A 24,296-nucleotide genomic window follows, 5' to 3' on the forward strand; every position below is an offset into this window, starting at 1 on the left:
TGGCGTTCGCGGACCTGACCTCTCAGCCGCACCACCTCCTTCCCTCCCGCTACGACTCCATGGAGCACCCATGACCATCACCCTTCGACCGGGCAGCACCGTCATGTTCACCGGCGACTCGATCACCGACTGCCAACGCCGGGAGAGCGAGGACGGCCTCGGGTTCGGCTATCCGATGCGGATAGCGGGCCAGTGGGGCCTGCGGCATCCGGACCGCCCCGTGACCTGGCTCAACACCGGGACGGGCGGTCACAAGGTGAGTGACCTCGAAGCGCGGTGGCAGGCGGACGTGCTCGACGTACGCCCCGACGTCGTGTCGATCCTGGTCGGCGTGAACGACATGGGCTGGCACACGCTGGACCCCAACGGCTACGTGATCACGGCCGAGGAGTTCGCGGCGGGCTACGAGCGGCTGCTCGCCCCGCTCGCGGATGCGGGCACCCAGCTCATGCTCATCGAGCCGTTCCTCCTGCCGATCGACGGTGTCATCAGGGCCGGTGCCGCGCTCGTCGGAGACAAGGAACGCAAGGAGTGGCGCACGGACCTGGATCCGAAGATCCGGGTCGTGCGCGAGCTCGCCCGCGCCTACGGGGCTCATCTGCTGGCCGCGGACGGCATGTTCGCCGAGCTGGCGGCGACGACCGAGCTGGGGCACTGGTCCGTGGACGGCGTGCACCCGTCGCCGGCGGGCCACGCCGCGCTCGCCGAGGCCTGGCTGCGTCTGGTCGCCTGACCGGCTCGCCGCCCCGGCCGGGGCGGCGAGGCGCGGCACCCCGGCGTGGCTGGTGTCCCGACGCGTCGGGGTTCAGCAGCCGCCCTTGCCCTTGAGCAGGTACTTCTCGGCCCACTGGGCCAGTTCCGTGAGGGCGGGTTCCAGGGCGGCCCCCGACTCCGTGAGCCGATAGGAGACGCGGACCGGCGGTCCTTCCTCCACCTCGCGCAGGACGAGCCCGGCGGAGACGAGCTCCATCAGCCGGTCCGCGAGCATGCGCTCGCTGATGCCCGGGATCGCCTGGCGCAGATCCGTGAAGCGGTCGAGGCCCTGGGTGAGAGCGGACACGATCAGACCCGTCCAGCGCTTGCCGAGGAGCCCGAAGACCTGCGTAATGCCGTCGCCCACCCGGCCGCAGGCGTCCGGCTCGTGCCGCTGCCCGCTGTCGCGCTCTTCCTCGTCCGCCATGGCTTCAGGGTACTACCCCGTTGTGAGGGGGTGAAAAAAAGTAAGTGACTGTGCTATCACTAGTGGCGTACGAAAAGTGCCACCACATTGGAGGTCCTCATGGCCACCCTTCTGCACCTCGACTCGTCCCTGTTCCCCGCCGGGGCCTCCGCCTCCCGCGCGGTGACCGACGCCTTCCGCCAGGCCTGGGAGGCTCAGCACCCGCAGGGCACGGTCATCTACCGCGACCTGTCCACGGACCCCGTCCCGCACCTGGACGGTCTCGCCGCCTCCGCCGCGTTCGTCGACCCTTCCGCGCACACGCCGGAGCAGGCGGCCGCCTTCGCCGAGCGCATGAAGCTGGTGACGGAGCTGGAGCAGGCGGACGCGGTCCTGATAGGCGCGCCGATGTACAACTTCACGATCCCCTCGACCCTGAAGGCATGGATCGACCAGGTCGCCGTGATGGGCCGCACCGCCGGGCCCGATTCGACGGTCAAGGGTCTGCCGATCACCGTCGTCGCCAGCCGTGGCGGCGCGTACGGCCCGGGCACCCCGCGTGAGCCCTTCGAGTACGTGCAGAACTTCCTGGCCGCGATCCTGTCCGAAATGATGGGCGCCGAGGTCGACTTCATCGTGCCGGAGCTGACGCTGGCCGCCTCCAACCCGGCGATGGCCGAGTTGATCCCCCTCGCGGAGGCGTCCCGCGAGAAGGCCCTCGCCGACGCTGCGGCGAAGGGCAAGTCCCTTGCCGCACAGGTAACGTCCGCCGCCTGACCGACCCTGAGTGGCGACCGGACGCCTTACGGGCCCGGGGATGGAATGCATCCCCGGGCCTTTGTCCACTCCTTCTTGCACATATATTGCAACTACGCACTGGATGCAAAAGGAGAGGCCGATGGGCGGACCGGTGGTGTTGGGGATCGAGTCGTCGTGCGACGAGACCGGCGCGGGCATCGTGCGGGACGGAAGACTGCTCGCCCACGTGGTGGCGTCGAGCATGGACGATCACGCGCGGTTCGGCGGCGTCGTGCCGGAGATCGCCGCCCGCGCCCATCTGCAGTCGTTCAACCCGGTGGTGCGTGAGGCCCTCGACCGGGCCGGGCTGCGGGTCGGCCAGATCGACGCGGTCGCCGTCACCACCGGACCGGGTCTCTCCGGGGCCCTTCAAGTCGGCCTCGCCGGCGCCAAGTCGCTCGCCTACGCCGCAGGGGTGCCGCTGTACGGGGTGCACCACCTGGCCGGCCACGTCGCCGCCGACACCCTGGAGCACGGCCCGCTGCCCAGCCCCTGCGTGGTGCTCATCGTCTCCGGCGGGCACACCTCCCTGCTCCTCGTGCGGGATCTGGTGCGCGAGCCGATCCTGCACCTGGGGGACACGCTCGACGACGCGGCCGGCGAGTGCTTCGACAAGGTCGCCCGCATCCTCGGCCTGTCGTATCCGGGCGGGCCCGCCATCGACCGGGCGGCGCGCACGGGCGACCCGCGCGCCGTGGCGTTCCCCCGGCCGCTGACCCGGCCCGGCGACGACCCGTACGCCTTCTCCTTCTCCGGGCTCAAGACGGCCGCCGCCCGCTGGGCCGAGCGGTACCGGCTGCGCGGTGAGCGACCGCCCGTGGCCGACGGGGCCGCCGCCCTGCAGGAGGCCGTCGCCGACGTCCTGACCCGCAAGGCCCTCGCCGCCTGCCGGGCCCACGGCGTCACCACGCTGGTCGTGGTGGGCGGCGTGGCGGCGAACTCCCGCGTCCGGGCCCTCGCGGAACAGCGGTGCGCCGACGCCGGGATCGAGCTGAGGGTGCCCGCCATGACGTTGTGTACGGACAACGGGGCCATGATCGCGGCCGTGGGAGACCTGCTGGTCCGTGCCGGGGCCGAACCCGCGCCGCTGGACGTGTCCATCGACCCCTCGGCGCCGCTGGACCACGCCTCTCTGACCCCGGCGCCCGAGCCCCGGCTCAGAGCCGCCTGAGGGCTAGCCCTGGTCCACTTCGGTCCGGGGGTGCACCTCCGGCAGGACGGCCAGGGCGCCGCCGTCCACGGGCAGACAGACTCCGTTGACGTACGAGGACGACGGCCCCGCCAGGAACGCGACCACCTCGGCGACCTCTTCGGGGGAGCAGAGGCGGCCGAGCGGGTAGGCCGCCCTGATGCGTTCCCGCTCCTCGGAGTCCTGCCAGCGGTGGGCGTTGCGCTCGACGGCGACGAAGCCGGGCTCGACCACGTTGGTGCGGATCCCCAGGTGCCCCCACTCGGCGGCCGCCGCACGTGCCAGGGCCCCGAGTCCCGCCTTGGCGACGGCGTAGGGGGCGAAGCCGGGCACGGCGCCGTGCGCGTGCACCGAGCCGATCAGGACGACCGAGGCCGGCACCCCGGCGGGCTTGCGGCGGACGAGTGCGGCGGCTGCCTGCCACGCCGACACGAGGCCCTCGTCGAACAGCCGGTGCCAATGCTCGGGCGCCAACTCCGCCAGCGGAGCGCGGTGTTCGCTCAGCAGGGCGTGCACGAGGACCGAGGGGGGTTCGGGAGCCGCGTCGAGAGCGCGGGCGAGCAGGCTCTCGTCGGTGGCATCACCTTCGAACGCGGCTGTCACACCCGGGAGTTGGCTCACCGCCGGATTCCGGTCGACGGCGATGACGGCGGTGCCGTCGGCGAGCAGGCGGGCGACGACGGCCCGGCCCACCCCGCCGGCGGCGCCGAGAACGAGTGCGGTGGTCATGGTGGTCACCTTTCGGTCGTGCGGGGGGTGATGCCGATCCCGGGATCGGGAAGAAGCGCGTACGTCGCCCCGGTCAGCGGTTCCGGCGGCGTCACGGTCGTCCCGCGCCACGACACTTCGCCGAACATCGTCTCCAGGGGCGGCCCGCCGGGCGGGAGCAGCGCGCTGACGTGGGCGCTCGCCGCCGTCGCCACCGGGCCGCTCGGATTGTGCGGCGAGACGGACACCCCGTGGTCCGCCGCGAGAGCGGCCAGGCGCAGCACCCGCAGCGGGCCTCCCGCGTGCTTCACGTCCGGCATCAGGACGTCGAGCGCGCCGGAGCGCAGCGCGGGCAGCACCTCGGCCGGCGCCGCCGCGAACTCCCCGCCGGCCAGCGGCGCGTCGATCGCCGCGCGGACGCGGCGCAGGCCCGTCACGTCGTCGAGGCGGGCCGTGTCCTCCAGCCATCCCAGCCGCAGATCCGTGAACTCCTGTGCGTGAACGAGGAGTTCGTCCACCGTCAGCAGATGGTGCGCGTCCAGCAGGAGGGTGCGCTCCGGGCCGAGGACGTCGCGCACGGCCCGGGCGATCTCCAGGCCACGGGCGATCTGGCCGGGCCCGGCGAGGCCGTCGAACGGGGCGACCTTGACCGCCGTGTGGCCCGCCGCGACCGCCGTACGCGCCGTCTCGGCGGCGGCCTGGGGAGTGCGGTCGCTCAGTGCGCGGTTGATGTTGGCGTAGAGCGGGATCGTCCTGCGCAGGACCGGCCGGCCGGTCCGCTCGGCCAGCCAGTCCGCGAGGGGCAGCCCCGCGTCCCGTGCCGCCGCGTCCGCCGCCGCCGTGCGCAGGCCCCCCGCCACCGTGCGGCCGGCGAACGTGTCCGGCAGGGCGTCGCCGCGTGCGGCCATGCCGAGCAGCCGGGCCGCCTCCGCCTCGGGGATGTCCGACACCTCGCCCCAGCCGTGACCCTGCCGGACCAGGAGCCAGGTCGTGCGCTCGGTGACGCGGAGGGAGACCGGCCGCGGGCTCGTAGGGTCGGACGCGTCGGCGGGCGCGGCGTTCACGGTCGTCCCTGCCTCTCCATGGTGCGGGGTCTGTCCACGGCGGGGCGCCATTGCGTGGTGCCGGCGCCGGTGCTCGCGAAGGCCGGCGCGCCGATGCTCTCGTAGGCCAGCGGGTCGGCGTAGTAGGCCGCCAGGAGCAGCGCCCCGGAGGAGGCGGCAAGGGCGTGCGGGCCGAGCGCCGTCGGCTGGACCCGGTCCGGGTCCCAGGCTCCGCCGACCAGGCCGGCTGCCGTGGCGCGCACCTCGTCCACGTAGGGCAGCACACCACCGGACAGCACCACCAGGGACGGGTCGAAGAGGTCCACGAGATGGGCGACGGCTGTTCCGATGTGCCGGGCCCGTTCGCGCAGCAGGCCGTCGGCCGCTTCCGTCCCGGCGGCGGCGAGGGCACTGAGCCGCTCCAGGCCCTCGCCCGCCGCCACGATTCCCGTGGCGGCGGCCGCGTCGACCACGGCCCGGTCGGACGCCACCGCCTGCAGCACCCCGCGACGTCCGCACGCGCAGGCCGGGCCCGTGGCGCGGACCGGCAGATGTCCGATCATGCCGGCGGCCGACCGCGCCCCCGTGTGCACCCGGCTGCCCAGGGCGAGGGCCGCGTCGATCACGTTGCCCGTGAACAGGTGCGCCGATGTCTCGGCGCCGCGCGCACAGCCGAACCAGACTTCGGCGGTGGCCTGGGCACGGGCCCCCGAGTCCACGACGACCGGGAGGTCCGCGCCGAGCACCCCTGTCAGGAGCGCGCGCAGCGGGACGTCCTGCCAGCCGAGAGCCTCGTTGTCGACGACCACGCCGGTCGCCGGATCGACCCAGCCGCCTGTTGCCACGCCGACCCCGAGGACGGGCACCGCACCTGCCTCCCTGCGCAGGACGGCCACCAACTCGGCCGCCCCGTCGATGATGTGGGGTGCCTGTCCCGGTCCGCGCTCGTGGGTGCGCACTCGGCGGACGCGGCCCCGCAGATCCACCAGACCCGCGGTAGTGCGCTGCCGCCCCAGATGCACGCCGATCGCGTACCGCGCGCGGGGCACGAGGTCGACGGGTATCCGGGGGCGGCCACCGGCGCCGGACAGTGCCGGGAGCTCCCGCAGCAGACCCGCGGCGACCAGGGGTGCCACGATCCGGCTGACCGTGCCCGCCGCGAGACCGAGCCGCTCGGTCAGGTCGGCGCGGGGCAGCGGCCCCTCGTCGAGTACGGCCCGCAGCGCGGCGGCGGTGTTGGCGCGGCGCAGGCCCGCGGGTGTGCGGCGGTCGTCGGTCACGTCGTTCCGTTCCTCGCAGTGGTGTCTCGTCAACTCGCCTATTCCCGATTGGCGTTGATCGCCTCCAGCTCCTTGCCGGTCGTCGCGAGGAACGGGGAGGCGGCGACGATGATCGCGGCCAGTACGTAGGCACAGGCGTAGAGCGCGACGGTACGCAGGCCGAACTCCTTGAGGAGGTTCGGGACGAGCACCACGTTCAGCGCGATCATCAGGCGGGTGGCGGCCTGCGCGATGCCGGTGCCGATGCCGCGCAGATGCGTCGGGAACGCCTCCGACGACCACACCCAGGACAGTACGCCGGGCCCGAACCAGGTGAGCAGGGAGTACAGGACGTAGAAGGTCAGCAGGAGCCCGGATGCCTTCGGGCCGAGGAAGGCGATGCCGAGTCCCGCGACGAAGACGCCGAGGCAGGCCCAGATGCCCAGGGCCCTGCGGTTGATCCGGTCGATGAGCCGGGCGCCCGCGATCACCGCGACGAGGCCCGCGACGAATCCGGCCAGTGAGAACCACAGCGAGTTCTCGGCGCCGATGCCGCTGGCCTCCATGACGATCGGCCCCGCGACCGTGGCGACGGCCCCGCCGAAGGCCTGGAGTGCGAAGAAGCCGGTGACGGCCGCGAGCCGCAACCCCGCCCCGTTGCCGAACAGTTCCCGCAGTTCTCGCTTCTTCTCGACCGGTCCGGCAGGGGCGGGCGGCTCCTCGACGCCGAGGAGCGCGAACACCTGCCGGGCCTCCTCGTGGCGCCCCTGTGCCCGCAGCCAGCGCGGCGACTCCGGCAGGAACTGACGGGCGATCAGCACGCCGAGCGCGGGGATCGCGGCGAGCCCGAACAGCCAGCGCCAGGTGTTCTCCCCGGCCACGTCGCGCAGCGCCAGCGCGATGAGCACGCTGGTGATCGCGCCGCTCAGCCACATCATGTTCGGCAGCGAGCCCGCGATGCGGCCGCGCCGCGCCTTCGGCGATATCTCCGCGAGGAACGCGTGCGAGGTCGGTATGTCCATGCCGACGGCGACGCCGATGAGGAAGCGGGCCAGCATCAGCTGCCAGACCTCGGTGACGAACGCGGCGGCGAGTGAGGCGACGACGAAGAAGACCAGGTTGATGACGAAGATGACCTTGCGCCCGAACCGGTCGGACAGGTCGCCGAACACGACGAGCCCGACGGCCGCGCCGATGAACGCGATGGCACCGAGCCAGCCGACCTGGTTGGCCGTCAGATGGAATGCGGGCTTGAGGAAGAGCAGTGCCGAGCCCATGACGAGCAGGTCGTACCCGTCGATGAACTCGCCGAACGCCACCAGGCGCGGCGTCCATCGCTTGGTGAACCGGGCTCTTTCGGGGCTGATTCCCCCGGTGTCCTGGGTGGTGCGGGAATGGGTGGTGGCCATGGGAAGTGTCAGGGTCCTTCGTGGAAGCCGATGGATGGCGGGATGGCGGGCGCGGTCCCGAAGTAGTCCCGGCCGCCGTTGCCGGTGATCGGGCTGCCCGCACCGCGCGCGGGCGAGCCGGGCAGCAGCTGGAAGCCGGCCGGGTCGTACGAGGTGGTGGAGGGCGCGGCGAGCAGCGGCGCCGAGGTGATGGTGGAGGTCGCCGCGGCCGGGACGGGGACGTTGTAGAGGAGGTTGTGGTCGATGCGGAACGCCGAGTCGTTCAGCGTCCACCGCGCGGAGGACGACGAACTCGCGCCCCGGAGGAGGTTGTTGGTGAAGGCGACGTCCAGATCGCCGGCCTTCGTGGCCGGCGCGGTGACGATCTGGTGGTTCGCGTCGCCCGGCAGCTGGATCGTGTTGTTGTAGATCTGCCCGCGCACCAGGCCGCCGGAGCACACCTGGAACGTGCGGGCGTGGTCGTTCACCGAGAGGTTGTAGCGGACCACGAAGTCCTTGGACTGACCCGGCACCCCCGCGCCGTAGGGGCACAGCAGGAAGAAGCCGCCGTCGTTGTCGTAGGACACGTTGTACTGGAACGTGACGTGGTTCGTCGAGTGGTCGACGTCGTAACCCTGGCCGTCCGCAGTGGTGTTGCCATGTGCGGACCGGTTGTACTGGAAGGTGACGAAGTCGCTGTTGGCCGTCCACATGCCGGCGTTGACGGACCCGGCGCGCTCGTTGAATCCGTCCAGGTCGTTGCGCTCCACGAGCGCGTCGCTGCTGGTCTTGACGACCAGGCCGTCGCCGCCGATGTCGGTGAGGGTGTTGTCCTGGATGACGGTTCCGGTGTGCGGATGCCAGTCGGCGGTGCACAGCGAGGTCCAGAAGCCGACCATGTCCGGCCTGCGGCACCAGTTGGACCAGAAGTAGATGCCGGCCCGGTCCACGCTGTGGATCTTGTTGTCGACGATCCTGAGTCCCTTGAACGCGGAGGGAGTTGTGCTGCCGAGCGCCTCGACCACGATCCCGCCGGAGGCGCCCGCGTACTTGCCGTTGGCGGCGGCGCCTCCCGTCTTCGCGGGCAGTGTGCCGCGCACGTCGTGGATGTCGAGGCGCTGGAGGACGACTCCGGTCAGGTCGCCGGAGTCGACGGCCTGCGCCCATACGCCGCGCCGCGCGGTGGTGTTGTCGCCGGGCGTGGTCAGCTCCAGGTCCTGGACGGTGACGTACGAGGCGTTCTTCAGCCAGACCGCCGCGTAGTTGCCGTTCGCGTCGATGCGGGCGGCACCGCCCGCACCGTAACTGCCGTACGTGACAGGTGTGTTGGCACTGCCGGAGAAGCGCGCATACAGCTGCCCCTTACAGGTGGCGCCGCGCTTGAACAGCAGGGCGTCGCCGGGCGTGAGCGTCAGGGCGTTCGCGGCCGGCAGGGAGTTGAGCGGGGACGTCTGGGAACCGGTGCCGTTCGTCGTGGCGGAACAGTCCACGTAGTACGTCGTGGAGGCGGCCGACGCCGGTGCGGCGAAGGCCAGTTGGGCGGCACCGGCGAGTGCGGCGAGGGTCAGGGCGAAGGGGCGGAGCACGGTCACACCTCCAAGTTGTGTGCAGAAAGAAAATAAGTCCGCCAGAGGTGCGTCAAGGGGTTCCGGGAGGGGTGCCATCCGCTTGCAACACGCGCTACACAAAAACAGGGAAGAGCCCGAACGAATCGGACTCCTCGCGAAGACGTGCGGAACTGGCGCTCGCGTCGCTGAGCGAGCCGGTCGGGCCGCTGTCCCACGTGCGCGGGGAGCTTCCGGCGCACTTCGCCGACGCGCTGATGTCCCTCGTTCCGCAGAAGGCCGACGACAGGGTGGCCGCTTAGGCGACCGGATCCCTCGGGGAGTTCGGCGACGGAACGACCCGCTCGGTGCCCTTGGATTCCATCGGGGCACGGGGAAACCGGCCCCGTGGCCTGCGGTGGATATCCGGTGGCGGTCCCGCCCGAAGGTGGTGATGATCGCGCGATGGACATCTTTCTGGAGACCGAGCGGCTCGTCCTTCGCCCCTTCACCGAAGCCGACGTCGACGACCTGGTGGCCCTGGACAACGATCCGGAGGTCATGCGGTTCATCAACGGCGGCCGCCCGGCGAGCCGCGCGGACATTGCGGAGCGCGCCCTGCCGAGGCTCCTGCGCGACTACTCGTGCTGGGGAAACCGGGGCTTCTGGGCCGTGGAGGAAAAGGCCACCGGGCTCTTCCTCGGGTGGTTCGAGTTCCGCCCCGTGGACGAGCACAGCTCGGCCACGGTCGAACTCGGCTACCGGCTGAACAAGGCCGCCTGGGGCCGTGGTTACGCCACCGAGGGAGCGAGAGCCCTGATTCGGGAGGGCTTCACGCGTCTCGGCGTCGAGCGGGTCACCGCGAACACCATGACGGTCAACACCCGGTCACGGCGTGTGATGGAGAAGTCCGGACTGACCTTCCTCCGTCACTTCACCGGCGACTGGCCGGACGCGATCGACGGCTCGGAACAGGGCGAAGTCGAATACGAGCTCACCCGGACCGCCTGGCAGTAGCGCGACGCGCCGCGTCTGCGGGCGGTTCGGATGGGGCCGCCATCGAGTACCGGTGCTTCGCGGACCGGCGTCACTCCCGCACGGTGGATACCGTGGATCACAGCCGGCCCGACCTCGACGGGGTCTCCCTGGGCCGGCTCCGCAGAACGGCCCCATGGGTGCTGCGAGTTGACCGTGCCCTGCCCCTGACGTCTTTGGATCAGGGCGTGCGGATGTGCTGGTTGAGGAAGAGGGCCGCGCGGTCGAGTGCTTGGTCGGCTTCGTCGAGGGTGCCGCCGGCGAAGGCCTGAAAGACGTGTGGGGCGTCGGCGGTGACGTCGAGGATGACATTGACCCCCGCGTTGCGGGCCCGGGCGGCGAGCCGGGTGGAGTCGTCGAGCAGGATCTCGTTGGTGCCCACCTGGATGAGCATCGGCGGGAAGCCGCTCAGGTCGGCGTGGACGGCCGGGCTGAGCAGGGGCTGGGCGGGGTCCTGTCCCGCGAGGTACATGGCCCCTGTGTGTTGTACGGCGGCCCGGGTGAAGATCGGATCGATGCCCTCCTTGGTCGTCATGCTCTCGCCCGTGCGGGTCATGTCGACGCCGGGGGAGAAGGCGACGATCGCGGCCGGCAGCGGCAGGCCCGCGTCGCGGGCGGCGAGGGCGGTGGTGACGCAGTAGCCGCCGCCGGCGGAGTCCCCGGCGAACGCGATGGCCGAGGCGTCGAGTCCGCTGTCGAGGAGGGCGCGGTACGCCCGGACGTTGTCCTCGAGCCCGGCCGGGAACGGATGCTCGGGGGCCAGCCGGTAGTCCACCGAGTACGAGCCGAATCCGGTCCGCGAGACGAGCTGCGCGGTCAGCGACAGCGCGGTCCGGGGGGAGCCGAACACGAAGCCGCCGCCGTGGAAGTAGAGGATCGTGCCCGGGCGCGCCCCGCCGTCCGGCTCGACGTGCAGAGCGGGTCGGCCGCCGAGCGTCGTCGGCGTGGTGCGGACGTCGTCCGGCACGGTCATCTGGTCCATCAGCGCCCTGAACCCGGCGCGCAGCTCCTCAACGGAGCGCTCCCCCTGGGGGCGGGGCAGGCGGAGCATCGCGTCGACCTTGGCGAGCTGTTCCTTGCTCATCTGTGCTTCTCCCGTCGATGTATCTTCCTCTACACTATATGCCGTGGCATATAAAACGACGGAAGGTGCGGACGATCTCCAGGGGTTCTTCGCGGACCTGGTGCGCTGCGAGACGCGCCTCTACAACGCGCTGAACGACCGCTTGCGCCAGCGGCACGGGATCGTCACTTCACAGTTCGAGTTCCTGCGCTTTCTGCGGGAACGCCCCGGATCCCGGGTGGCCGACCTCGCTACGGAGTTCGCCATCGGCGTCGGCGCGACCAGTAAGGGCATCGACCGTCTGGAGAAGCAGGGGTGGATCGTCCGCCAGGCCAACCCGGCGGACCGCAGGTCCTCCTTGCTGGCCCTCACCGACGACGGCTCACAACTCCTCGCCACGGCCGAGGCGACGTTCGCCACGTGCCTGCGCGAACTGTTCGAGGGTGCTCTCGACACGGCCGCGACGGCAGCGGCCGCCCGAGCACTGGCGCAGCTGCGCTCCGCACTCGAACGCGACCGGATCGGCACCCCCGTAGGCTGAAATCAGGCGGTCAACTCCCGCCCGGCGGGGGCTCATATGCTCAGACACATGACCGACCGTTCCGGGAAGACAACGACCACCCCCACCGCTGTCAAAACCGTCCTGGCTGTCCTGCTGTCCGTGAGCATCGCCTTGCTCGTCTGGGTTGCCGCTTGGCACTTCTTCGGGTGGCACTTCTGGGGCATCGCCTGGCTGGCCTCGAAGGCCGCGGTCAAAGCAGTCGTCCTCGGGCCGCCCCTGCTGGCGGTGGCCGTCATCTGGATCCGCCAGCGATTCAAGAAGCCGACGACCGACACTCACAACTCACCTGACGCACAACAGAACTGAGGCTTCGTCAGGAGCGCCGGACCTGATCACACCCCGCTGCTCAGGAGGCCCATCCCCTCGGGGGCCGTGGCCCGCAGTTCTCTCACCAAGGCGCGAACGACGGCGGAACCGGCCAGTTCCGGGGTGGTGGCATAGCCGACCATGCGTGTCGGGCGCTGGGGGCCGAGATCGGTGATCCCGATCGAGTGCGGTGCTCCCACCAAGGAGAGCGCGGGCATGATCGCCATTCCGTGACCTCCGCTCACCAGGGAGAGCACCGCTCCGTCGTCCTCGGCCTCGATCGTCGCCTTCGGGATCCAGTCCTGGGCGGCCCACCAGTCGCGGGTGTACGAGCCGCAGTTCTCGGTCCAGTCGACCAGGGGCAGCGAGCGCGGGGCGCGCTGGCCCGTCGCGTGCACGAGGGCGTACGGCTCTTCGAGGAGCCCGCCGGTGACCAGACCCGGTGGAAACAGCCCGGAGCCGCCCAGCGTGGCGATGGCTATGTCGGCCTTACCGTCGGCCACTTCGCCCGCGGTGCCGCGCCCCACCTCGCGCACGATCCGCACCCGTGGCTCGATCCCCGGGTGCCGGGCGCGCAGCCGCTTCAGTGCGGGAGGCAGCAGATGGAGGGCCGCGCTGCGGAAGGCCGCGATCCGCAGCACTCCCTCCGCGGCTTCGGGCCGGGCCGCACCGCGCGCCTCGGCGGTCAGGACGTCCAGCAGGCGCAGGACACGGCGGGCATGCGCGACGGCCTTCTCGCCGGCAGGGGTGGGGAGGGCGCCGGAACGGCCGCGTTCGAAGAGAACGGCACCGATCTTGCGCTCGCTGCCGCGCACCGAGTGGGAGACCGCGGACTGCGTCAGGCCCAGTGTGCCGGCCGCTCCCGAGAAGCTGCGGGTGTCCGTGACCGCCACCAGGACGCGCAGTTCCTGCGGGACGAGATCGGAGCCGGTCGTACGGGCCACGGGGCGCTCACCTCGATGTATGAGAAGTGCTCATGGAACGGTGGGTCGTATGAGCCCAACCGGCTGCCCCCGAGGGGCATTCCCGCCCTACGGTCCGGGCATGAACGACACCGCGCTCACCGTGCACCAGACCGCCCGCCCCCACGGCTTTCCCACCGCCGAGCACTTCACCTTCGTCGAGTCCCCCCTTCCCGGCCCCGCCCCCGGCAGCGCGCTCGTCGAGAACCTCTACTGGTCGGTCGACCCGTACCACCGCGAAATGATGGACGACGTACCCGGCGGCTTCGCGCTCGACGCACCGCTGGAGGGCCGCGCCATCGGGCGGGTCATCGCCTCGCGCACGCCCCGGCTGGCCGAGGGCGAGGTCGTGTTCCACCGGCAGGGCTGGCGCACCCACTCGGTGGTCACGCCCGAGGAGGTCCGGCAGCTGCCCCGCTTCGAAGGGGTGCCCCTGACCGCGTACTTGAGCACCCTCGGCGGCACCGGTCTGACCGCCTATGTGGGGCTGACCCGGATCGCCCGCCTCCAGGCGGGCGACGACCTGTTCGTGTCGGCAGCAGCGGGCGGGGTCGGCACGGCGACCGGGCGGTTCGCCCGACTGCTCGGCGCCGGACGTCTCGTGGGCAGCGCGGGCTCGGCTGCGAAGGCCGAGCACCTCGTGCGAGAGGTGGGCTACGACGCCGCCTTCGACTACCACGACGGGCCTGCGGCCGACCTCCTCGGCAAGGCCGCACCGGACGGCATCGACCTGTTCGTCGACAACGTCGGCGGCGAACAACTGGCCGCCGCGGTGGGGGCGCTGCGCGAGTTCGGGCGCATCGTGCGCATCGGCACGATCGGCCAGTACAACACCCCCGACGCGCCGTCGCCGCGCTTCAACTACGCCGACATCGTAGAGAAGAGCATCCGCATGGAGGGCTTCCTGGTCAGCAACTACCGTGACGTACAAGAGGAGTTGTACGAGTTCGCGGTACCGCACCTGCAGAGCGGACGGCTCGCCCTCGACGAGACGGTCGTCGACGGGTTCGAGCACATCGTGGACGCGTTCCTGGGGATGCTGCGTGGCGAGAACACCGGCAAGATCATCGTGCGAGACCGTACGGAAGCCCCGTCCGTGCACTGACCCATCGGCGACGCTGAGCGCTGCGGTAGCCGGACGAGCGGAGTCGGGGCGGGCTTGGTCGGGGCGGGCCCGCGTACGGCTCGGGTCGGCCCGGTGTTCAGGGGTGTTGGCCGCGCAGTTGATGGTGGTCGGCGGGTTCGGCGCACGGTTCGCCGAAGAGGCTGGTGGTGCAGGGGCCGCCGTCGCCGGTGTAGGCGTGGTGGTGGATCGGCTCCAGCGGGATGCTGACCTGTCCGCCGATCGGGGGCGGTGTCGGCCGCGCGAGCTGCGCCTCGAGCTGGGTGATCCGGGTGTGCAGGTCATCGCTGGTCACAGGGGCTTCTCCATCCGTAGCGGCACGTTCGATGTCCCTACCCGCTCAGCCGGGGTCGGTCCCGTGGGGACGCCATCGGGTTTGCGCGCGGGCCGGCCCGAGGGCCGCGCTGCCATGAGGACGACATCATCCCCTGACGAGTCACCCGGAGCCGCCCCGGGTTCGGGGGCCGTAGAGGGCGAGGCCGTTGGGGACGCGCCGCTGCTGGCCGTGGTCGAGGGTGTTGCGTACGGTCGTGCGGCCGGTCGTGGGGTTGCGGGTGACGAGGGTGGTGGAGGCGCCGCCATCGACGTAGACGCCTTCGCGGCAGCCCAAGGACCCCAGCAGCCGGGCGAGTTCGGCGAGGGTGAGTCCGGTGCCGGTCGACTCCCGGCCGTCGGTGGCGATCACCCGCAGGAGGCGGCCGGAGTCGGCGACGCCGACGGCGGTACGGGGTTCGGCGGTGACCGCGTCGAGGCCGGGCAGCGGCTGGTGCGCTGTGAGCACGGGGTAGGCGCCCAGAGCGAAGGCGAAGGGGACCCTGCTGGTCGAGGCGAGGCGGTAGCCGGTCTCGACCGGGGTGCCGGGGGTGAGGGAGCGCAAGGCCCGGGCGCCGCCCTCGCGGCCGAGCGCGACGAGAGTTCCGGGCGGGATGGGCCCGTTGCCGGGGGTGGTGCTGGTGCGCTGGACGCGTCCATGACGGATCGTCACCTCGAAGACCTCGTGCGAGCAGGGGGCCGCCCGGTCGCGGTCGGTTCCGCAGACGGCCCGGGCGCGTGAGGCGCTGCCCCACTGCGAGGTGAACAGGCCGACCGCTCCTTCGGGGAGCGCGTACTGGTTGAGGCCTCGCACCGGCAGCGCTGTGTGCCGGGTGCGGAGATGACCGTGGAGTGTGAGGCGTGCGGTGCGCGCCCTGCCGTCCGTGCCGACACCGAACACGTCCTCGCCGCTCGCGCCGGGGGGCAACGCCCCGCCGAAGCGCTGTCCTTCGGGGACCGCCGCCTTCAGAGGCCGGCCGTCGAGTACGGCCGCTCCGGAGGGGGCGCCGGTGGCGGGGACGCCGGGGTGCTGGCTCTCGGTGATGTTGAAGAAGTCCCCGTTGACCGCGGCGACGGCCCCTTGACGGTCGGCCATGGCGGACACGGGCTCCCGGTCGGTGACGGCGCCGGGATACAGCAGGCCGGCCCGTACCCCTGGACGTCGAAGGTCGACGGTCAGCAGATGGATCCGGGTCGGGCCGTGCGCCGTGGCCACGTTGAACGCCCGGTACTCGATCCCCGGGGCAATGCGCTCGATGACGCTGGCGTCGGTGGGGGCGGTGGCCCGTGCGGGGAGGGCGGCGGTGCACAGAGGGAGGGTCAGCAGAAGGACGGCGGCAGCGAGGCGGACCGGTTTCATGCGGCCAACATCCCGCCGGCCGGGGCCCGATGACTACCGGCGTGACGGAGGTCTGGCCGATACCACTCGCATGGCACGGTCTTCCCGTCATCCGGGCCGGCGCCGAACGGGCGGCACCCGCGGCCGACCTCCGGGGCCGGGGGAGGTGCTCATTCGGGACGCGATTCCGTAGCACCGCCCGCCCAGCGGCGTGCCGTCGCGCATCCCCCCGCCCCCGAGGCCAGAGCCCGGGAATCTGGTCCCGGCCGGCTTTCCGCTCCGGCGGGTTCCGGCGTGCGGAGGGCCTGAGGGCGGCCACGCCCATGCGGTTGCCCGCCGCCGAGAGGCCGGGCGGGGGCCCGGGGGAAATCAGGCGGTCGGCGGAACGCCTGCGTGCCTCCGCTCGGCCCGGAGAGCCTCGCGCAGCTGCCGGGCCACGACGCCGGGTGCCATGCCGATGAGGTGCGCGGCTTCGTCGTAGGTGTGTCCGCCGAGCAGGGTCAGGCCCATGAGCGCTTCCTGGGTCGGGCAGGGCGGCGCGGGCTGTGCGGTCGGTGGCTGTGCCTGGGCGCTCGTCGGCCGGCGCGCGCCGCGCCCGGCGCCCTCGGTACGAGCGTGGGAGGGGTGGCGAGGACCGGGGGAGGGCGAAGCGCACGCCGCCTGCCACAGTCCGGCGGCCAGATGGCGGCGCTGGGGGGCTGGGGCGCTTGATTCCACCCTAGCGGCCCTTCCCGGACACCGCCCTGCCCAACGGAGCCCGCCCGCGGACCTGCCCCGCCTAACGTCCGGCGCCTTGGCGGTCGGCGCGATTCCCGCGCTTCGGCCGTGGCTGAGGCGTTTCCCTGCCCTCGGTCAGGGCCGGCCAGGGTGGGGCAGGGCGTCGCGGCGGGGCCCGGGGCGTCAGGCCAGCAGCTTGGTCTTGGCGCGCTGGAACTCCTCCGGTGTGATGTGGCCCTGGTCCTTGAGCGCGGCCAGTTTGCCCAGCTCATCCACCGGGTTGCTGCCGGATCCCGCCGTCTTCTGGATGTACTGGCGGACGGCCTCCTCGTGCTCCTTGGCCTGCTTCACGTCCCGTGCGCTCATGCTCTTGCCGCGGGCGACGAGATACACCAGGACGCCGAGATAGGGCAGGACGATCACCAGAACGAGCCAGCCCGCCTTGGCCCAGCCGCTGAGGCTGTGGTCCCGGAATATGTCCGTGACCACCTTGAACAGCAGGAAGAACCACATGACCCACAGGAAGAGCCACAGCATCGTCCAGAACAGGTTCAGAAGGGGATAGTTGTCCATGCTCCGCTCCGATCATGGATGTCCTACTTCCTTCATACCGGCACACCCACATGGCCGCATGTCAGCGGACACGCGTCCGTGTTGCGCTCGGCGAAGACCAGGGATAGCGATGGACCTGTGCGGCTGAGAGGCCCGCCGCTGGGCCCGGCCGTCACCCCTGGCCGCTCCCGCTCGGGCCACGGGACGAGTCGGCGAGGCCACGCCCACCCCGGGCGCGCGGCCGGCCGTGCCCGGACCGCCAGGTCGATCGATGAAAGGGAGACACCGATGGCCAAGCCCGGCCCTCGATCCGATCCTGCCGCGCCCACGGGCCCCCAGCCCCAAGAGGCAGACCACCTGCGGGATTTGCTGATGGCTCCCGGCTATCCGAAGGTGCTCGTCTTCTGCGCTCTCATCGGCATCCCGGTCTCCCTCGCGGCCTTCTGGTTCCTGGTCGGGCTGCACGAACTGGAACGCCTCCTGTGGACGGACCTCCCTCACGACCTGGGGTGGGACGCGCCGACCTGGTGGTGGCCCCTGCCCCTCTTCCTGGTCGCGGGCCTGATCGTCGGCCTGGTCGCCGTGCGGCTCCCCGGCGCGGGCGGCCACGTCCCGGCCGCCGGCCTGCACACCGGAGGGCCCTCTCCCAACGCGCTGCCGGGCGTAATCCTCGCGGCGGCGGCGAGCCTGCCGTTCGGTGCCGTCCTCGGCCCGGAAGCACCGCTGATCGCCATGGGCGGCGGCCTGGCACTGCTGTTCCGCGATCTCGTACGCGCACCCGCGACCGCGCAGAGCACGGCGCTGCTGGGTGCGGCCGGAGCCGCCGCGGCCGTCTCGGCGATCTTCGGCAACCCGCTGATCGCCGCCGTCCTCCTCATCGAGATCGCGGGCGTGGGCGGTCCCCGGCTGTTCGCCGTGATGCTGCCCGCCCTGCTGTCCAGCGGAGTCGGCGCCCTGGTGTTCACCGGCTTCGGACGCTGGACCGGACTGGAAACAGGAAGCCTCGGCCTCAAACTGTCCGCCACGCCCCCGCACCTGGACGCCGCAGACGTGCTGTGGTCGCTGCTCATGGCGGTGGCCATCGCCGTCGCGATGCGTCTCGTGATGGCCGGGGGACGCAAGGTGGCCGCGTACACCAGGCACGCCGTCGTCGTACGGACCGTACTGTGCGCGCTGGCCGCCGGGGCCTGTGCGGCCCTCTACACACTGCTCACCGGCCGCTCGCCCGTCGACGTCGCCACGTCCGGCCAGGGCATGCTCAGCACCCTGGCCGCCCACCCGCACGCCTGGAGCATCGGTGCGCTGCTCGGCGTCCTGCTCCTCAAGGGAGCCGCCTACGCTCTGTGTCTGGGCAGCCTGCGGGGCGGCCCCATCTTCCCCGCCCTCTTCCTGGGAGCCGCCGCCGGCGTCCTGCTCTCGCCCCTCCCCGGCCTCGGAGTGCTCCCCGCGATCGCGGCCGGAATGGCGGCGGCCACAGCGGCCACGCTGCGGCTCCCCGTGAGCAGCGTCGTACTCGTCACCCTGCTCCTCGACACCCCCGGCCTGATGCCCGTGGTGATCCTCGCGGCCGTGGTCGCCTTCCTCACCAGCGAACTACTGCCGTCGGTCTCGCGCCGGTCCGCCGGAGAGGACGCCTCGCCCGCCGGCGCGGCGGCTTGAGGCCTCGGCGCGGAACACGGCCGACGACCGCATCCCGGGCTGGGCGAACTCGGTTGCGCAGCAAGGGCGTTGGGCCTGCGTAAGAGGGGTCGGAGGGTGGGCCGACGCGATCGGAGTTCGGTTCTTCACCCCTGGTCTCTCGCGGAGTTCACCGGGTAGGGCACGTGGGTGCGCCGGTCCGGGTCGACGGCGAGTCGACCGCCCGCCGGTGGGCGGGCCCGTTGGGCGCAGTCGCGGCGCTCGCAGATGCGGCAGCCCAGGCCGATCGGTGTGGCCGCGCGGGGGTCGTCCAGTGCGATGCCCTCGGCGTAGACCAGGCGTTGGGCGTGCCGGAGTTCGCAGCCCAGGGCGACGGCGAACTCCGCGCGCGGCGCGTGGTGCCCGGCGCCACCGCGCGTGACGGTACGCGCGACCCAGAAGTAGCGCTTGCCGTCGGGCATTTCGGCGACCTGCGTGAGGATGCGGCCGGGGGAGGAGAACGCGGCGTACACCGTCCACAGCGGGCAGGTTCCGCCGAGGCGGGAGAAGTGGAAGTCGGTGGCGGACTGGCGCTTGGAGACGTTGCCCGCGCGGTCCACCCGCAGGAAGGAGAACGGTACCCCGCGCCGCCCCGGGCGCTGCAGGGTGCTGAGCCGGTGGCAGACGGTCTCGAACCCGACGCCGAAACGCGCCTGGAGCAGCTCGATGTCGTAGCTCAGCTCCTCCGCTGCGGACCGGAACGCCGTGTACGGCATCAGCAGGGCCCCGGCGAAGTAGTTGGCAAGGCCGATGCGGGCCAGTGCCCCGGCCTGTGTGGAGGTCAGGTCGGCGGCGTCGACCAAGGCGTCGAGCAGCGTCCCGAACTCCAACAGGGCCAGCTGCGTGGCGAGTTGGAAGGCCTGTTGGCCTTCGGTCAGCCAGGGTGAGAGGAACAGCAGGCGGCTCGTCGGGTCGAACCGGCGGGCGTCCGCCGACCGCTCCGGTGCCGCGTCCAGCACCGTGACGTGGTGGTGCTCGGCGAGCCGTCGCCGCAGAGCCTCCGTGGCCGGGCGGGTGGAGCCGAGCCCCCAGTCCCGTGCCGCGCGCTCCGCAGCGGTGTCGAGTGACTCGATGTGGTTGTGATGGGCGTAGAAGAAGTCCCGTACCTCGTCGTGCGGTTCGGCCGGCGGCAGCGTGGCGGCCGGCCCGTCGGCGGAGGCCGAGGCGAGCGCGGCCACCTGCTCGGCGGCGTCCCGGTAGCGCCGGTGCAGAGCCACCAGCGCACGGGCGACGTCGGGATGGTCGCGGGCCACCTCCACGGCTTCCTCCGCCGAAGCGGACACACCGGTGGCCTCGTCACTCAGGGCCGCCCGCAGATCGGTCGCGAGCCGCTCCTCGGCCGCCTCGGAGAAGAACTCGGGCTCCACGCCCAGGACTTCGGCCAGCCGCAGCAGGACAGGGGCGGTCAACGGGCGTTGGCTGTGCTCGATCTGGTTGAGGTAACTCGTCGAGATGCCGAGCGCGCGCGCCAGCTCCACCTGGTTCATTCCGCGCTCGGTGCGCAGCCTCCGCAGCTTGGCGTGCGCGTAGATCTTCCGTACGGGAGGCCGTCCCATGGGCAATACGCATCCTTCCGCCGGACCCGGTCCGAGCACTCGCTCCGCCGGATCGGTCCCGGCCCACTCGCCGCCGTTCCTTCACCTGCACTGGCACCTTCACCTGCGCCTTCGCCTGTACCCGCACAGGCACCGCACTGCGAAGCTACCATCCGCAACTTTCGCAGAATTCGCAGTTTCGCGGCTCCCCGGCGGACGGATTTCGCAGATTGGAGGGGTAGTCGGCGGGCCACGACGTGGAAATGATCGTGGAGAGAGGTGCGCGAGATCCCCCGAGTCGGTGGTCTCGGCCCGCCGTACGCCCCGAGGAGCCCCGTGATCGACCACCAGGTACGTGTCCACCCCAGCGCCGACCGGCTGCCCCGCGAGGAGCAGCTCGCCTGGAAGCTGGCCGCCGCCGCCACCGCCACTCAAGACGCCGCGGAGCTGGACCCGGAAGCCGCCGCCATGGCCGTCAACCGCGTGATCGACAACGCGGCGGTGGCGATCGCCTCGCTGCGCCGTCGCCCGGTCGCCGTCGCCCGCGCGCAGGCCGTGCCGCACCAGGCCACCCCGGGTGCCTCCGTCTTCGGCGCTCGCGGCCGGGTCTCCCCGGAGTGGGCGGCCTGGGCCAACGGCACCGCCGTACGCGAACTCGACTTCCACGACACCTACTTGGCCGCGGACTACTCCCACCCCGGCGACAACATCCCGCCGCTGCTCGCCGTCGCCCAGCACACCGGACGCTCCGGGGCGGACGTGCTCCGCGGCATCGTCGCGGCGTACGAGATCCACGTCGCGCTAGTGAAGGGCATCTGCCTGCACGCCCACCGCATCGACCACGTGGCGCACCTCAGCGCCGCTACGGCGTGCGGGATCGGGGCGATGCTGAGGCTGCCGACGGAGACCGTGTACCAGGCGGTCGGGCAGGCGGTGCACACCACCACGGCGACGCGACAGTCCCGCAAGGGCGAGATCTCCAGCTGGAAGGCGTTCGCCCCCGCCTTCGCGGGCAAGGCGGCGATCGAGGCGGTGGACCGCGCGATGCGCGGGGAAGGAGCGCCTTCGCCGGTCTACGAGGGCGAGGACGGCTTCCTCGCCTGGATGCTCGACGGGCCCGGGGCGTCGTACACGGTCGCGCTGCCCGAACCGGGCGAGGCGCGCCGGGCGATCCTCGACACCTACACCAAGGAGCACTCGGCCGAGTACCAGGCGCAGGCGGTCATCGACCTCGCGCGGCGGCTGCGCGACAGGATCGGCCCGCTCGACCGGGTGCGCTCCGCCGTGCTGCACACCAGCCACCACACCCACCACGTGATCGGCTCGGGCGCCAACGACCCGCAGAAATACGATCCGGCCGCGAGCCGCGAGACGCTCGACCACTCGGTGCCGTACATCTTCGCCGTGGCCCTTGAGGACGGCGTCTGGCATCACGAACGTTCCTACGCCCGCGACCGGGCCCGGCGTCCGGCGACCGTCCGGCTGTGGCAGAAGATCTCCACGGTCGAGGATCCCGAGTGGACCCGGCGCTACCACGACCCGGACCCGGCACGGCGTGCGTTCGGCGGGCGCGCCGTGATCACCCTGGACGACGGCACGGTCGTCGAGGACGAACTCGCCGTCGCCGACGCCCATCCGGCCGGTGCCCGGCCCTTCGACCGCCACGGCTACACGGGCAAGTTCCGCACCCTCACCGAGGACACCGTGACCCGGGACGCGCAGGACGCGTTCCTCGACGCGGCGAGCCATCTGGCCGAACTGGACACGCAGGCACTCACGCGCCTCTTCCCGGAGACCGACGCCGAAGCGCTCGCCGCGTACGACACGAAACTCCCGAAGGGACTGTTCTGATGCTGCACACCCACACCACGCCGGCCGGACGCCGCCGCGCCCTGCGCGAAGGGCTCGCCTCGGGGCGCCTGTTGCGCATGCCGGGAGCGGTCAATCCGTACTCGGCCAGGCTGATCCAGGCGCACGGCTTCGAAGCCGTGTACCTCTCCGGGGCCGTCCTCGCCGCCGAGTTGTGCCTGCCGGACATCGGCCTCACCACCTCCACCGAGATCGCGGCCCGCGCCCAGCAGGTCACCCGGGTCACCGATCTGCCGGTCCTCATCGACGCCGACACCGGCTTCGGCGCACCCGTCAACGCCGCCCGCACCGTCCAGCTCTTCGAGGACGCGGGGCTCGCCGGGATGCACCTGGAAGACCAGACCAGCACCAAGCGCTGCGGGCACCTCGACGGCAAGACGCTCGTGACCCGCGACGAGATGGTTCAGCGGATCCGCGCCGCCGTCGGCGCCCGGCGTGACGACGACTTCCTGCTGATGGCCCGCACCGACGCGCGCGCGGTGGAAGGCCTGGACGCCGCGATCGACCGGGCGAAGGCGTACGTCGACGCCGGAGCGGACGCCGTCTTCCCCGAAGCGCTCGCCGACGAAGCCGAGTTCGCGGCGTTCCGCGAGGCCCTGGACGTACCGCTGCTCGCCAACATGACCGAGTTCGGCAAGAGCCCCCTGCTCACCACCACTGCCCTGGCGAACCTCGGGTACAACATCGCCCTCTACCCCGTCACCCTGCTCCGGCTCGCCAACGGGGCCGTCGAGGACGGGCTGCGGACGCTGGCGGCCGAGGGCACCCAGGAGTCCCTGGTGCCCCGCATGCAGACCCGGTCCCGGCTCTACGAGGTCCTCGGCTACGAGGACTACACGGCCTACGACACGGCCGTCGCGGACTTCACTCTCCCGCCCGGCGACTGACACCCGTCCGTCCGCGCGGCCCGCACTCCCTGTTGGAGGACCACATGACCACCGCTCCGCCCACCACACCGGACGTCCACCGCGGGCTCGCCGGTGTCGTCGTCGACACCACCGAGATCTCCACCGTCATCCAGGCGACCAACTCCCTCACCTATCGCGGCTACCCGGTGCAGGACCTCGCCGCCCGCCACTCCTTCGAGGAGGTCGCCTACCTGCTCTGGCACGGCGAACTCCCCGACTCCGTACAGCTCGGCCAATTCCGGGCCCGCGAGCGGGCGTTGCGCCCCCTGGACCGCACCACCACGGAACTCCTGGTGCGCCTCCCCGAGACCTGCCACCCCATGGATGTGCTGCGCACCGCCGTCAGCTTCTTCGGCGCCGAGGACCCCACCGAGGACGACGGCAGTCCGGCCGCCAACCGGGCGAAATCCCTCGCCCTGCTGGCGAAGCTGCCGACCGTGGTCGCCGCCGACCACCGCAGGCGGCACGGGCTCGCCCCGATCCAGCCCGACCCGTCCCTCGGATACGCCGAGAACTTCTTCCACATGTGCTTCGGCCGCGTTCCCGAGCCGGAGGTGGTCCGCTGCTTCGAGATCTCCCTCGTCCTGTACGCCGAACACAGCTTCAACGCCTCCACGTTCACCGCCCGCGTGGTCACCTCCACCCTCTCCGACCTGTACAGCGCCGTCACCGCCGCCATCGGCGCACTCAAGGGGCCGCTCCACGGCGGCGCCAACGAGGCCGTGATGCACATGCTCCTCGAGGTCGACGACCCGCGGCGGGCCGGGGAGTGGCTGGACCGGGCACTGGCGTCCAAGCGCAAGATCATGGGGTTCGGCCACCGCGTCTACAAGCACGGCGACTCGCGCGTACCGATCATGCAGGACGCCCTCGACCGGCTGGTGGCCCGGGCCGCCGACCCCGAGGCGACCCGGCTCGCCACACTGCACGCGGCCCTGCGACACGCCATGACCGCCCGCAAGGGCATCCACCCGAACCTCGACTATCCGGCCGGGCTCGCCTATCGCCTCATGGGCTTCGACATCCCGACGTTCACGCCGATCTTCGTGATGAGCCGCATCACCGGCTGGACCGCCCACATCACCGAACAGCTCGCGCACAACGCCCTGATCCGCCCCCTGGCCTCGTACGACGGCCCGAGCCAGCGAGCGGTACCGGGCGCCGAGTAGACGCCTGCCGGTCGCTGCCGGAGCGGACGTTCCCGACGTACTCCCGCTTCGACGATCCCGGCGACCGGACCGGCGCCGA

Annotated in this window: 24 protein-coding genes; 11 read left to right on the plus strand and 13 right to left on the minus strand. The window is 71.9% G+C overall.

What is annotated here, in order from left to right:
- Positions 1-70: 70 nt before the first annotated feature.
- Positions 71-733 carry an SGNH/GDSL hydrolase family protein gene (locus tag ACFYZA_RS05170; RefSeq protein WP_388487336.1) on the plus strand — a complete coding sequence of 221 codons (663 nt, stop codon included), beginning with the start codon at positions 71-73 and terminating at the stop codon, positions 731-733.
- A 72-nt stretch (positions 734-805) separates the two neighbouring features.
- On the opposite strand, the gene ACFYZA_RS05175 is transcribed toward ACFYZA_RS05170, so the two are convergent.
- Positions 806-1,180 carry a winged helix-turn-helix transcriptional regulator gene (locus tag ACFYZA_RS05175; protein WP_388487338.1) on the minus strand — a complete coding sequence of 125 codons (375 nt, stop codon included), beginning with the start codon at positions 1,178-1,180 and terminating at the stop codon, positions 806-808.
- A 99-nt stretch (positions 1,181-1,279) separates the two neighbouring features.
- Here ACFYZA_RS05175 and ACFYZA_RS05180 point away from each other — a divergent pair, with 99 nt between their 5' ends.
- Positions 1,280-1,936 (plus strand): FMN-dependent NADH-azoreductase, encoded by a 657-nt coding sequence (locus tag ACFYZA_RS05180; protein ID WP_388487340.1) that lies wholly within the window; start codon positions 1,280-1,282, stop codon positions 1,934-1,936.
- Between the two features lie 121 nt (positions 1,937-2,057).
- A complete protein-coding gene (gene tsaD, locus ACFYZA_RS05185; protein WP_388487341.1) occupies positions 2,058-3,128 on the plus strand; it encodes a tRNA (adenosine(37)-N6)-threonylcarbamoyltransferase complex transferase subunit TsaD in 1,071 nt (356 codons plus the stop codon).
- A 3-nt stretch (positions 3,129-3,131) separates the two neighbouring features.
- Here the strand turns inward: tsaD and ACFYZA_RS05190 are convergent, their stop codons facing one another.
- From ACFYZA_RS05190 to ACFYZA_RS05210, 5 genes are read right to left on the minus strand one after another with little or no spacing between them, the layout of a single operon-like run.
- Entirely contained in the window at positions 3,132-3,875 is a 744-nt protein-coding gene (locus ACFYZA_RS05190; protein ID WP_388487343.1) for an SDR family NAD(P)-dependent oxidoreductase, read from the minus strand.
- 5 nt (positions 3,876-3,880) lie between these two features.
- Complete coding sequence (locus ACFYZA_RS05195) at positions 3,881-4,918, minus strand: enolase C-terminal domain-like protein (protein ID WP_388487345.1); 1,038 nt, start codon at positions 4,916-4,918, stop codon at positions 3,881-3,883.
- Complete coding sequence (locus ACFYZA_RS05200) at positions 4,915-6,177, minus strand: ROK family protein (RefSeq protein WP_388487347.1); 1,263 nt, start codon at positions 6,175-6,177, stop codon at positions 4,915-4,917. Before ACFYZA_RS05200 ends, ACFYZA_RS05195 begins: the two co-directional genes overlap by 4 nt.
- Positions 6,178-6,215: 38 nt before the next feature.
- Positions 6,216-7,565, minus strand: coding sequence for an MFS transporter (locus ACFYZA_RS05205; RefSeq protein WP_388487348.1), 1,350 nt, complete (start codon positions 7,563-7,565; stop codon positions 6,216-6,218).
- 8 nt (positions 7,566-7,573) lie between these two features.
- Complete coding sequence (locus tag ACFYZA_RS05210; protein WP_382588190.1) at positions 7,574-9,136, minus strand: hypothetical protein; 1,563 nt, start codon at positions 9,134-9,136, stop codon at positions 7,574-7,576.
- A 417-nt stretch (positions 9,137-9,553) separates the two neighbouring features.
- On the opposite strand from ACFYZA_RS05210, the gene ACFYZA_RS05215 reads away from it, so the two are divergent.
- Positions 9,554-10,105 carry a GNAT family N-acetyltransferase gene (locus tag ACFYZA_RS05215; protein ID WP_388487350.1) on the plus strand — a complete coding sequence of 184 codons (552 nt, stop codon included), beginning with the start codon at positions 9,554-9,556 and terminating at the stop codon, positions 10,103-10,105.
- 199 nt (positions 10,106-10,304) lie between these two features.
- Here the strand turns inward: ACFYZA_RS05215 and ACFYZA_RS05220 are convergent, their stop codons facing one another.
- Positions 10,305-11,207 (minus strand): alpha/beta hydrolase, encoded by a 903-nt coding sequence (locus ACFYZA_RS05220; RefSeq protein WP_388487352.1) that lies wholly within the window; start codon positions 11,205-11,207, stop codon positions 10,305-10,307.
- A gap of 43 nt (positions 11,208-11,250) precedes the next feature.
- Here ACFYZA_RS05220 and ACFYZA_RS05225 point away from each other — a divergent pair, with 43 nt between their 5' ends.
- Together ACFYZA_RS05225 and ACFYZA_RS05230 are read left to right on the plus strand one after the other, a co-directional pair.
- Positions 11,251-11,727, plus strand: a complete 477-nt coding sequence (locus ACFYZA_RS05225; RefSeq protein WP_388487355.1) for a MarR family winged helix-turn-helix transcriptional regulator — start codon at positions 11,251-11,253, stop codon at positions 11,725-11,727.
- 48 nt (positions 11,728-11,775) lie between these two features.
- Positions 11,776-12,054 carry a hypothetical protein gene (locus ACFYZA_RS05230; RefSeq protein WP_388487357.1) on the plus strand — a complete coding sequence of 93 codons (279 nt, stop codon included), beginning with the start codon at positions 11,776-11,778 and terminating at the stop codon, positions 12,052-12,054.
- Between the two features lie 26 nt (positions 12,055-12,080).
- Here ACFYZA_RS05230 and ACFYZA_RS05235 read toward each other — a convergent pair whose 3' ends face one another.
- Positions 12,081-12,998 carry a LysR family transcriptional regulator gene (locus tag ACFYZA_RS05235; protein ID WP_388487360.1) on the minus strand — a complete coding sequence of 306 codons (918 nt, stop codon included), beginning with the start codon at positions 12,996-12,998 and terminating at the stop codon, positions 12,081-12,083.
- A gap of 100 nt (positions 12,999-13,098) precedes the next feature.
- On the opposite strand from ACFYZA_RS05235, the gene ACFYZA_RS05240 reads away from it, so the two are divergent.
- A complete protein-coding gene (locus ACFYZA_RS05240; protein ID WP_388487361.1) occupies positions 13,099-14,121 on the plus strand; it encodes an NADP-dependent oxidoreductase in 1,023 nt (340 codons plus the stop codon).
- A gap of 97 nt (positions 14,122-14,218) precedes the next feature.
- On the opposite strand, the gene ACFYZA_RS05245 is transcribed toward ACFYZA_RS05240, so the two are convergent.
- The 4 genes from ACFYZA_RS05245 to ACFYZA_RS05260 form a co-directional block, all read right to left on the minus strand.
- Positions 14,219-14,434, minus strand: coding sequence for a hypothetical protein (locus tag ACFYZA_RS05245; protein WP_388487363.1), 216 nt, complete (start codon positions 14,432-14,434; stop codon positions 14,219-14,221).
- A gap of 141 nt (positions 14,435-14,575) precedes the next feature.
- Complete coding sequence (locus tag ACFYZA_RS05250) at positions 14,576-15,811, minus strand: phosphodiester glycosidase family protein (RefSeq protein ID WP_388487365.1); 1,236 nt, start codon at positions 15,809-15,811, stop codon at positions 14,576-14,578.
- 348 nt (positions 15,812-16,159) lie between these two features.
- Positions 16,160-16,300, minus strand: a complete 141-nt coding sequence (locus ACFYZA_RS05255; RefSeq protein ID WP_382588209.1) for a hypothetical protein — start codon at positions 16,298-16,300, stop codon at positions 16,160-16,162.
- Positions 16,301-16,690: 390 nt separating this feature from the next.
- Entirely contained in the window at positions 16,691-17,080 is a 390-nt protein-coding gene (locus ACFYZA_RS05260) for an SHOCT domain-containing protein (protein ID WP_382588211.1), read from the minus strand.
- Between the two features lie 267 nt (positions 17,081-17,347).
- On the opposite strand from ACFYZA_RS05260, the gene ACFYZA_RS05265 reads away from it, so the two are divergent.
- Entirely contained in the window at positions 17,348-18,718 is a 1,371-nt protein-coding gene (locus ACFYZA_RS05265; RefSeq protein WP_388487368.1) for a chloride channel protein, read from the plus strand.
- A gap of 125 nt (positions 18,719-18,843) precedes the next feature.
- On the opposite strand, the gene ACFYZA_RS05270 is transcribed toward ACFYZA_RS05265, so the two are convergent.
- Positions 18,844-20,292, minus strand: coding sequence for a short-chain fatty acyl-CoA regulator family protein (locus ACFYZA_RS05270; protein WP_388487371.1), 1,449 nt, complete (start codon positions 20,290-20,292; stop codon positions 18,844-18,846).
- Positions 20,293-20,607: 315 nt separating this feature from the next.
- On the opposite strand from ACFYZA_RS05270, the gene ACFYZA_RS05275 reads away from it, so the two are divergent.
- The 3 genes from ACFYZA_RS05275 to ACFYZA_RS05285 are packed head-to-tail and all read left to right on the plus strand — an operon-like array spanning position 20,608 to position 24,217.
- On the plus strand, positions 20,608-22,122 hold the full coding sequence (locus tag ACFYZA_RS05275) for an MmgE/PrpD family protein (protein ID WP_388487373.1): 1,515 nt from the start codon (positions 20,608-20,610) through the stop codon (positions 22,120-22,122).
- Positions 22,122-23,027 carry a methylisocitrate lyase gene (gene prpB / locus ACFYZA_RS05280; protein WP_388487375.1) on the plus strand — a complete coding sequence of 302 codons (906 nt, stop codon included), beginning with the start codon at positions 22,122-22,124 and terminating at the stop codon, positions 23,025-23,027. Before ACFYZA_RS05275 ends, prpB begins: the two co-directional genes overlap by 1 nt.
- A gap of 44 nt (positions 23,028-23,071) precedes the next feature.
- Complete coding sequence (locus ACFYZA_RS05285) at positions 23,072-24,217, plus strand: bifunctional 2-methylcitrate synthase/citrate synthase (RefSeq protein ID WP_388487377.1); 1,146 nt, start codon at positions 23,072-23,074, stop codon at positions 24,215-24,217.
- The last annotated feature ends 79 nt before the right edge of the window (positions 24,218-24,296 follow it).

It is taken from the genome of Streptomyces sp. NPDC001828 (assembly GCF_042892175.1).
In the GTDB taxonomy this organism is placed as follows: domain Bacteria; phylum Actinomycetota; class Actinomycetes; order Streptomycetales; family Streptomycetaceae; genus Streptomyces.

Excerpts from the sequence above, each read along its gene's own strand:
- ACFYZA_RS05170 (WP_388487336.1), top strand. The coding sequence starts at position 71 with ATGACCATCACCCTTCGACCGGGCAGCACCGTCATGTTCACCGGCGAC.
- ACFYZA_RS05175 (WP_388487338.1), bottom strand. The coding sequence starts at position 1,180 with ATGGCGGACGAGGAAGAGCGCGACAGCGGGCAGCGGCACGAGCCGGAC.
- ACFYZA_RS05180 (WP_388487340.1), top strand. The coding sequence starts at position 1,280 with ATGGCCACCCTTCTGCACCTCGACTCGTCCCTGTTCCCCGCCGGGGCC.
- tsaD (WP_388487341.1), top strand. The coding sequence starts at position 2,058 with ATGGGCGGACCGGTGGTGTTGGGGATCGAGTCGTCGTGCGACGAGACC.
- ACFYZA_RS05190 (WP_388487343.1), bottom strand. The coding sequence starts at position 3,875 with ATGACCACCGCACTCGTTCTCGGCGCCGCCGGCGGGGTGGGCCGGGCC.
- ACFYZA_RS05205 (WP_388487348.1), bottom strand. The coding sequence starts at position 7,565 with ATGGCCACCACCCATTCCCGCACCACCCAGGACACCGGGGGAATCAGC.
- ACFYZA_RS05215 (WP_388487350.1), top strand. The coding sequence starts at position 9,554 with ATGGACATCTTTCTGGAGACCGAGCGGCTCGTCCTTCGCCCCTTCACC.
- ACFYZA_RS05220 (WP_388487352.1), bottom strand. The coding sequence starts at position 11,207 with ATGAGCAAGGAACAGCTCGCCAAGGTCGACGCGATGCTCCGCCTGCCC.
- ACFYZA_RS05230 (WP_388487357.1), top strand. The coding sequence starts at position 11,776 with ATGACCGACCGTTCCGGGAAGACAACGACCACCCCCACCGCTGTCAAA.
- ACFYZA_RS05240 (WP_388487361.1), top strand. The coding sequence starts at position 13,099 with ATGAACGACACCGCGCTCACCGTGCACCAGACCGCCCGCCCCCACGGC.
- ACFYZA_RS05250 (WP_388487365.1), bottom strand. The coding sequence starts at position 15,811 with ATGAAACCGGTCCGCCTCGCTGCCGCCGTCCTTCTGCTGACCCTCCCT.
- ACFYZA_RS05255 (WP_382588209.1), bottom strand. The coding sequence starts at position 16,300 with ATGGGCCTGACCCTGCTCGGCGGACACACCTACGACGAAGCCGCGCAC.
- ACFYZA_RS05260 (WP_382588211.1), bottom strand. The coding sequence starts at position 17,080 with ATGGACAACTATCCCCTTCTGAACCTGTTCTGGACGATGCTGTGGCTC.
- ACFYZA_RS05265 (WP_388487368.1), top strand. The coding sequence starts at position 17,348 with ATGGCCAAGCCCGGCCCTCGATCCGATCCTGCCGCGCCCACGGGCCCC.
- ACFYZA_RS05270 (WP_388487371.1), bottom strand. The coding sequence starts at position 20,292 with ATGGGACGGCCTCCCGTACGGAAGATCTACGCGCACGCCAAGCTGCGG.
- prpB (WP_388487375.1), top strand. The coding sequence starts at position 22,122 with ATGCTGCACACCCACACCACGCCGGCCGGACGCCGCCGCGCCCTGCGC.
- ACFYZA_RS05285 (WP_388487377.1), top strand. The coding sequence starts at position 23,072 with ATGACCACCGCTCCGCCCACCACACCGGACGTCCACCGCGGGCTCGCC.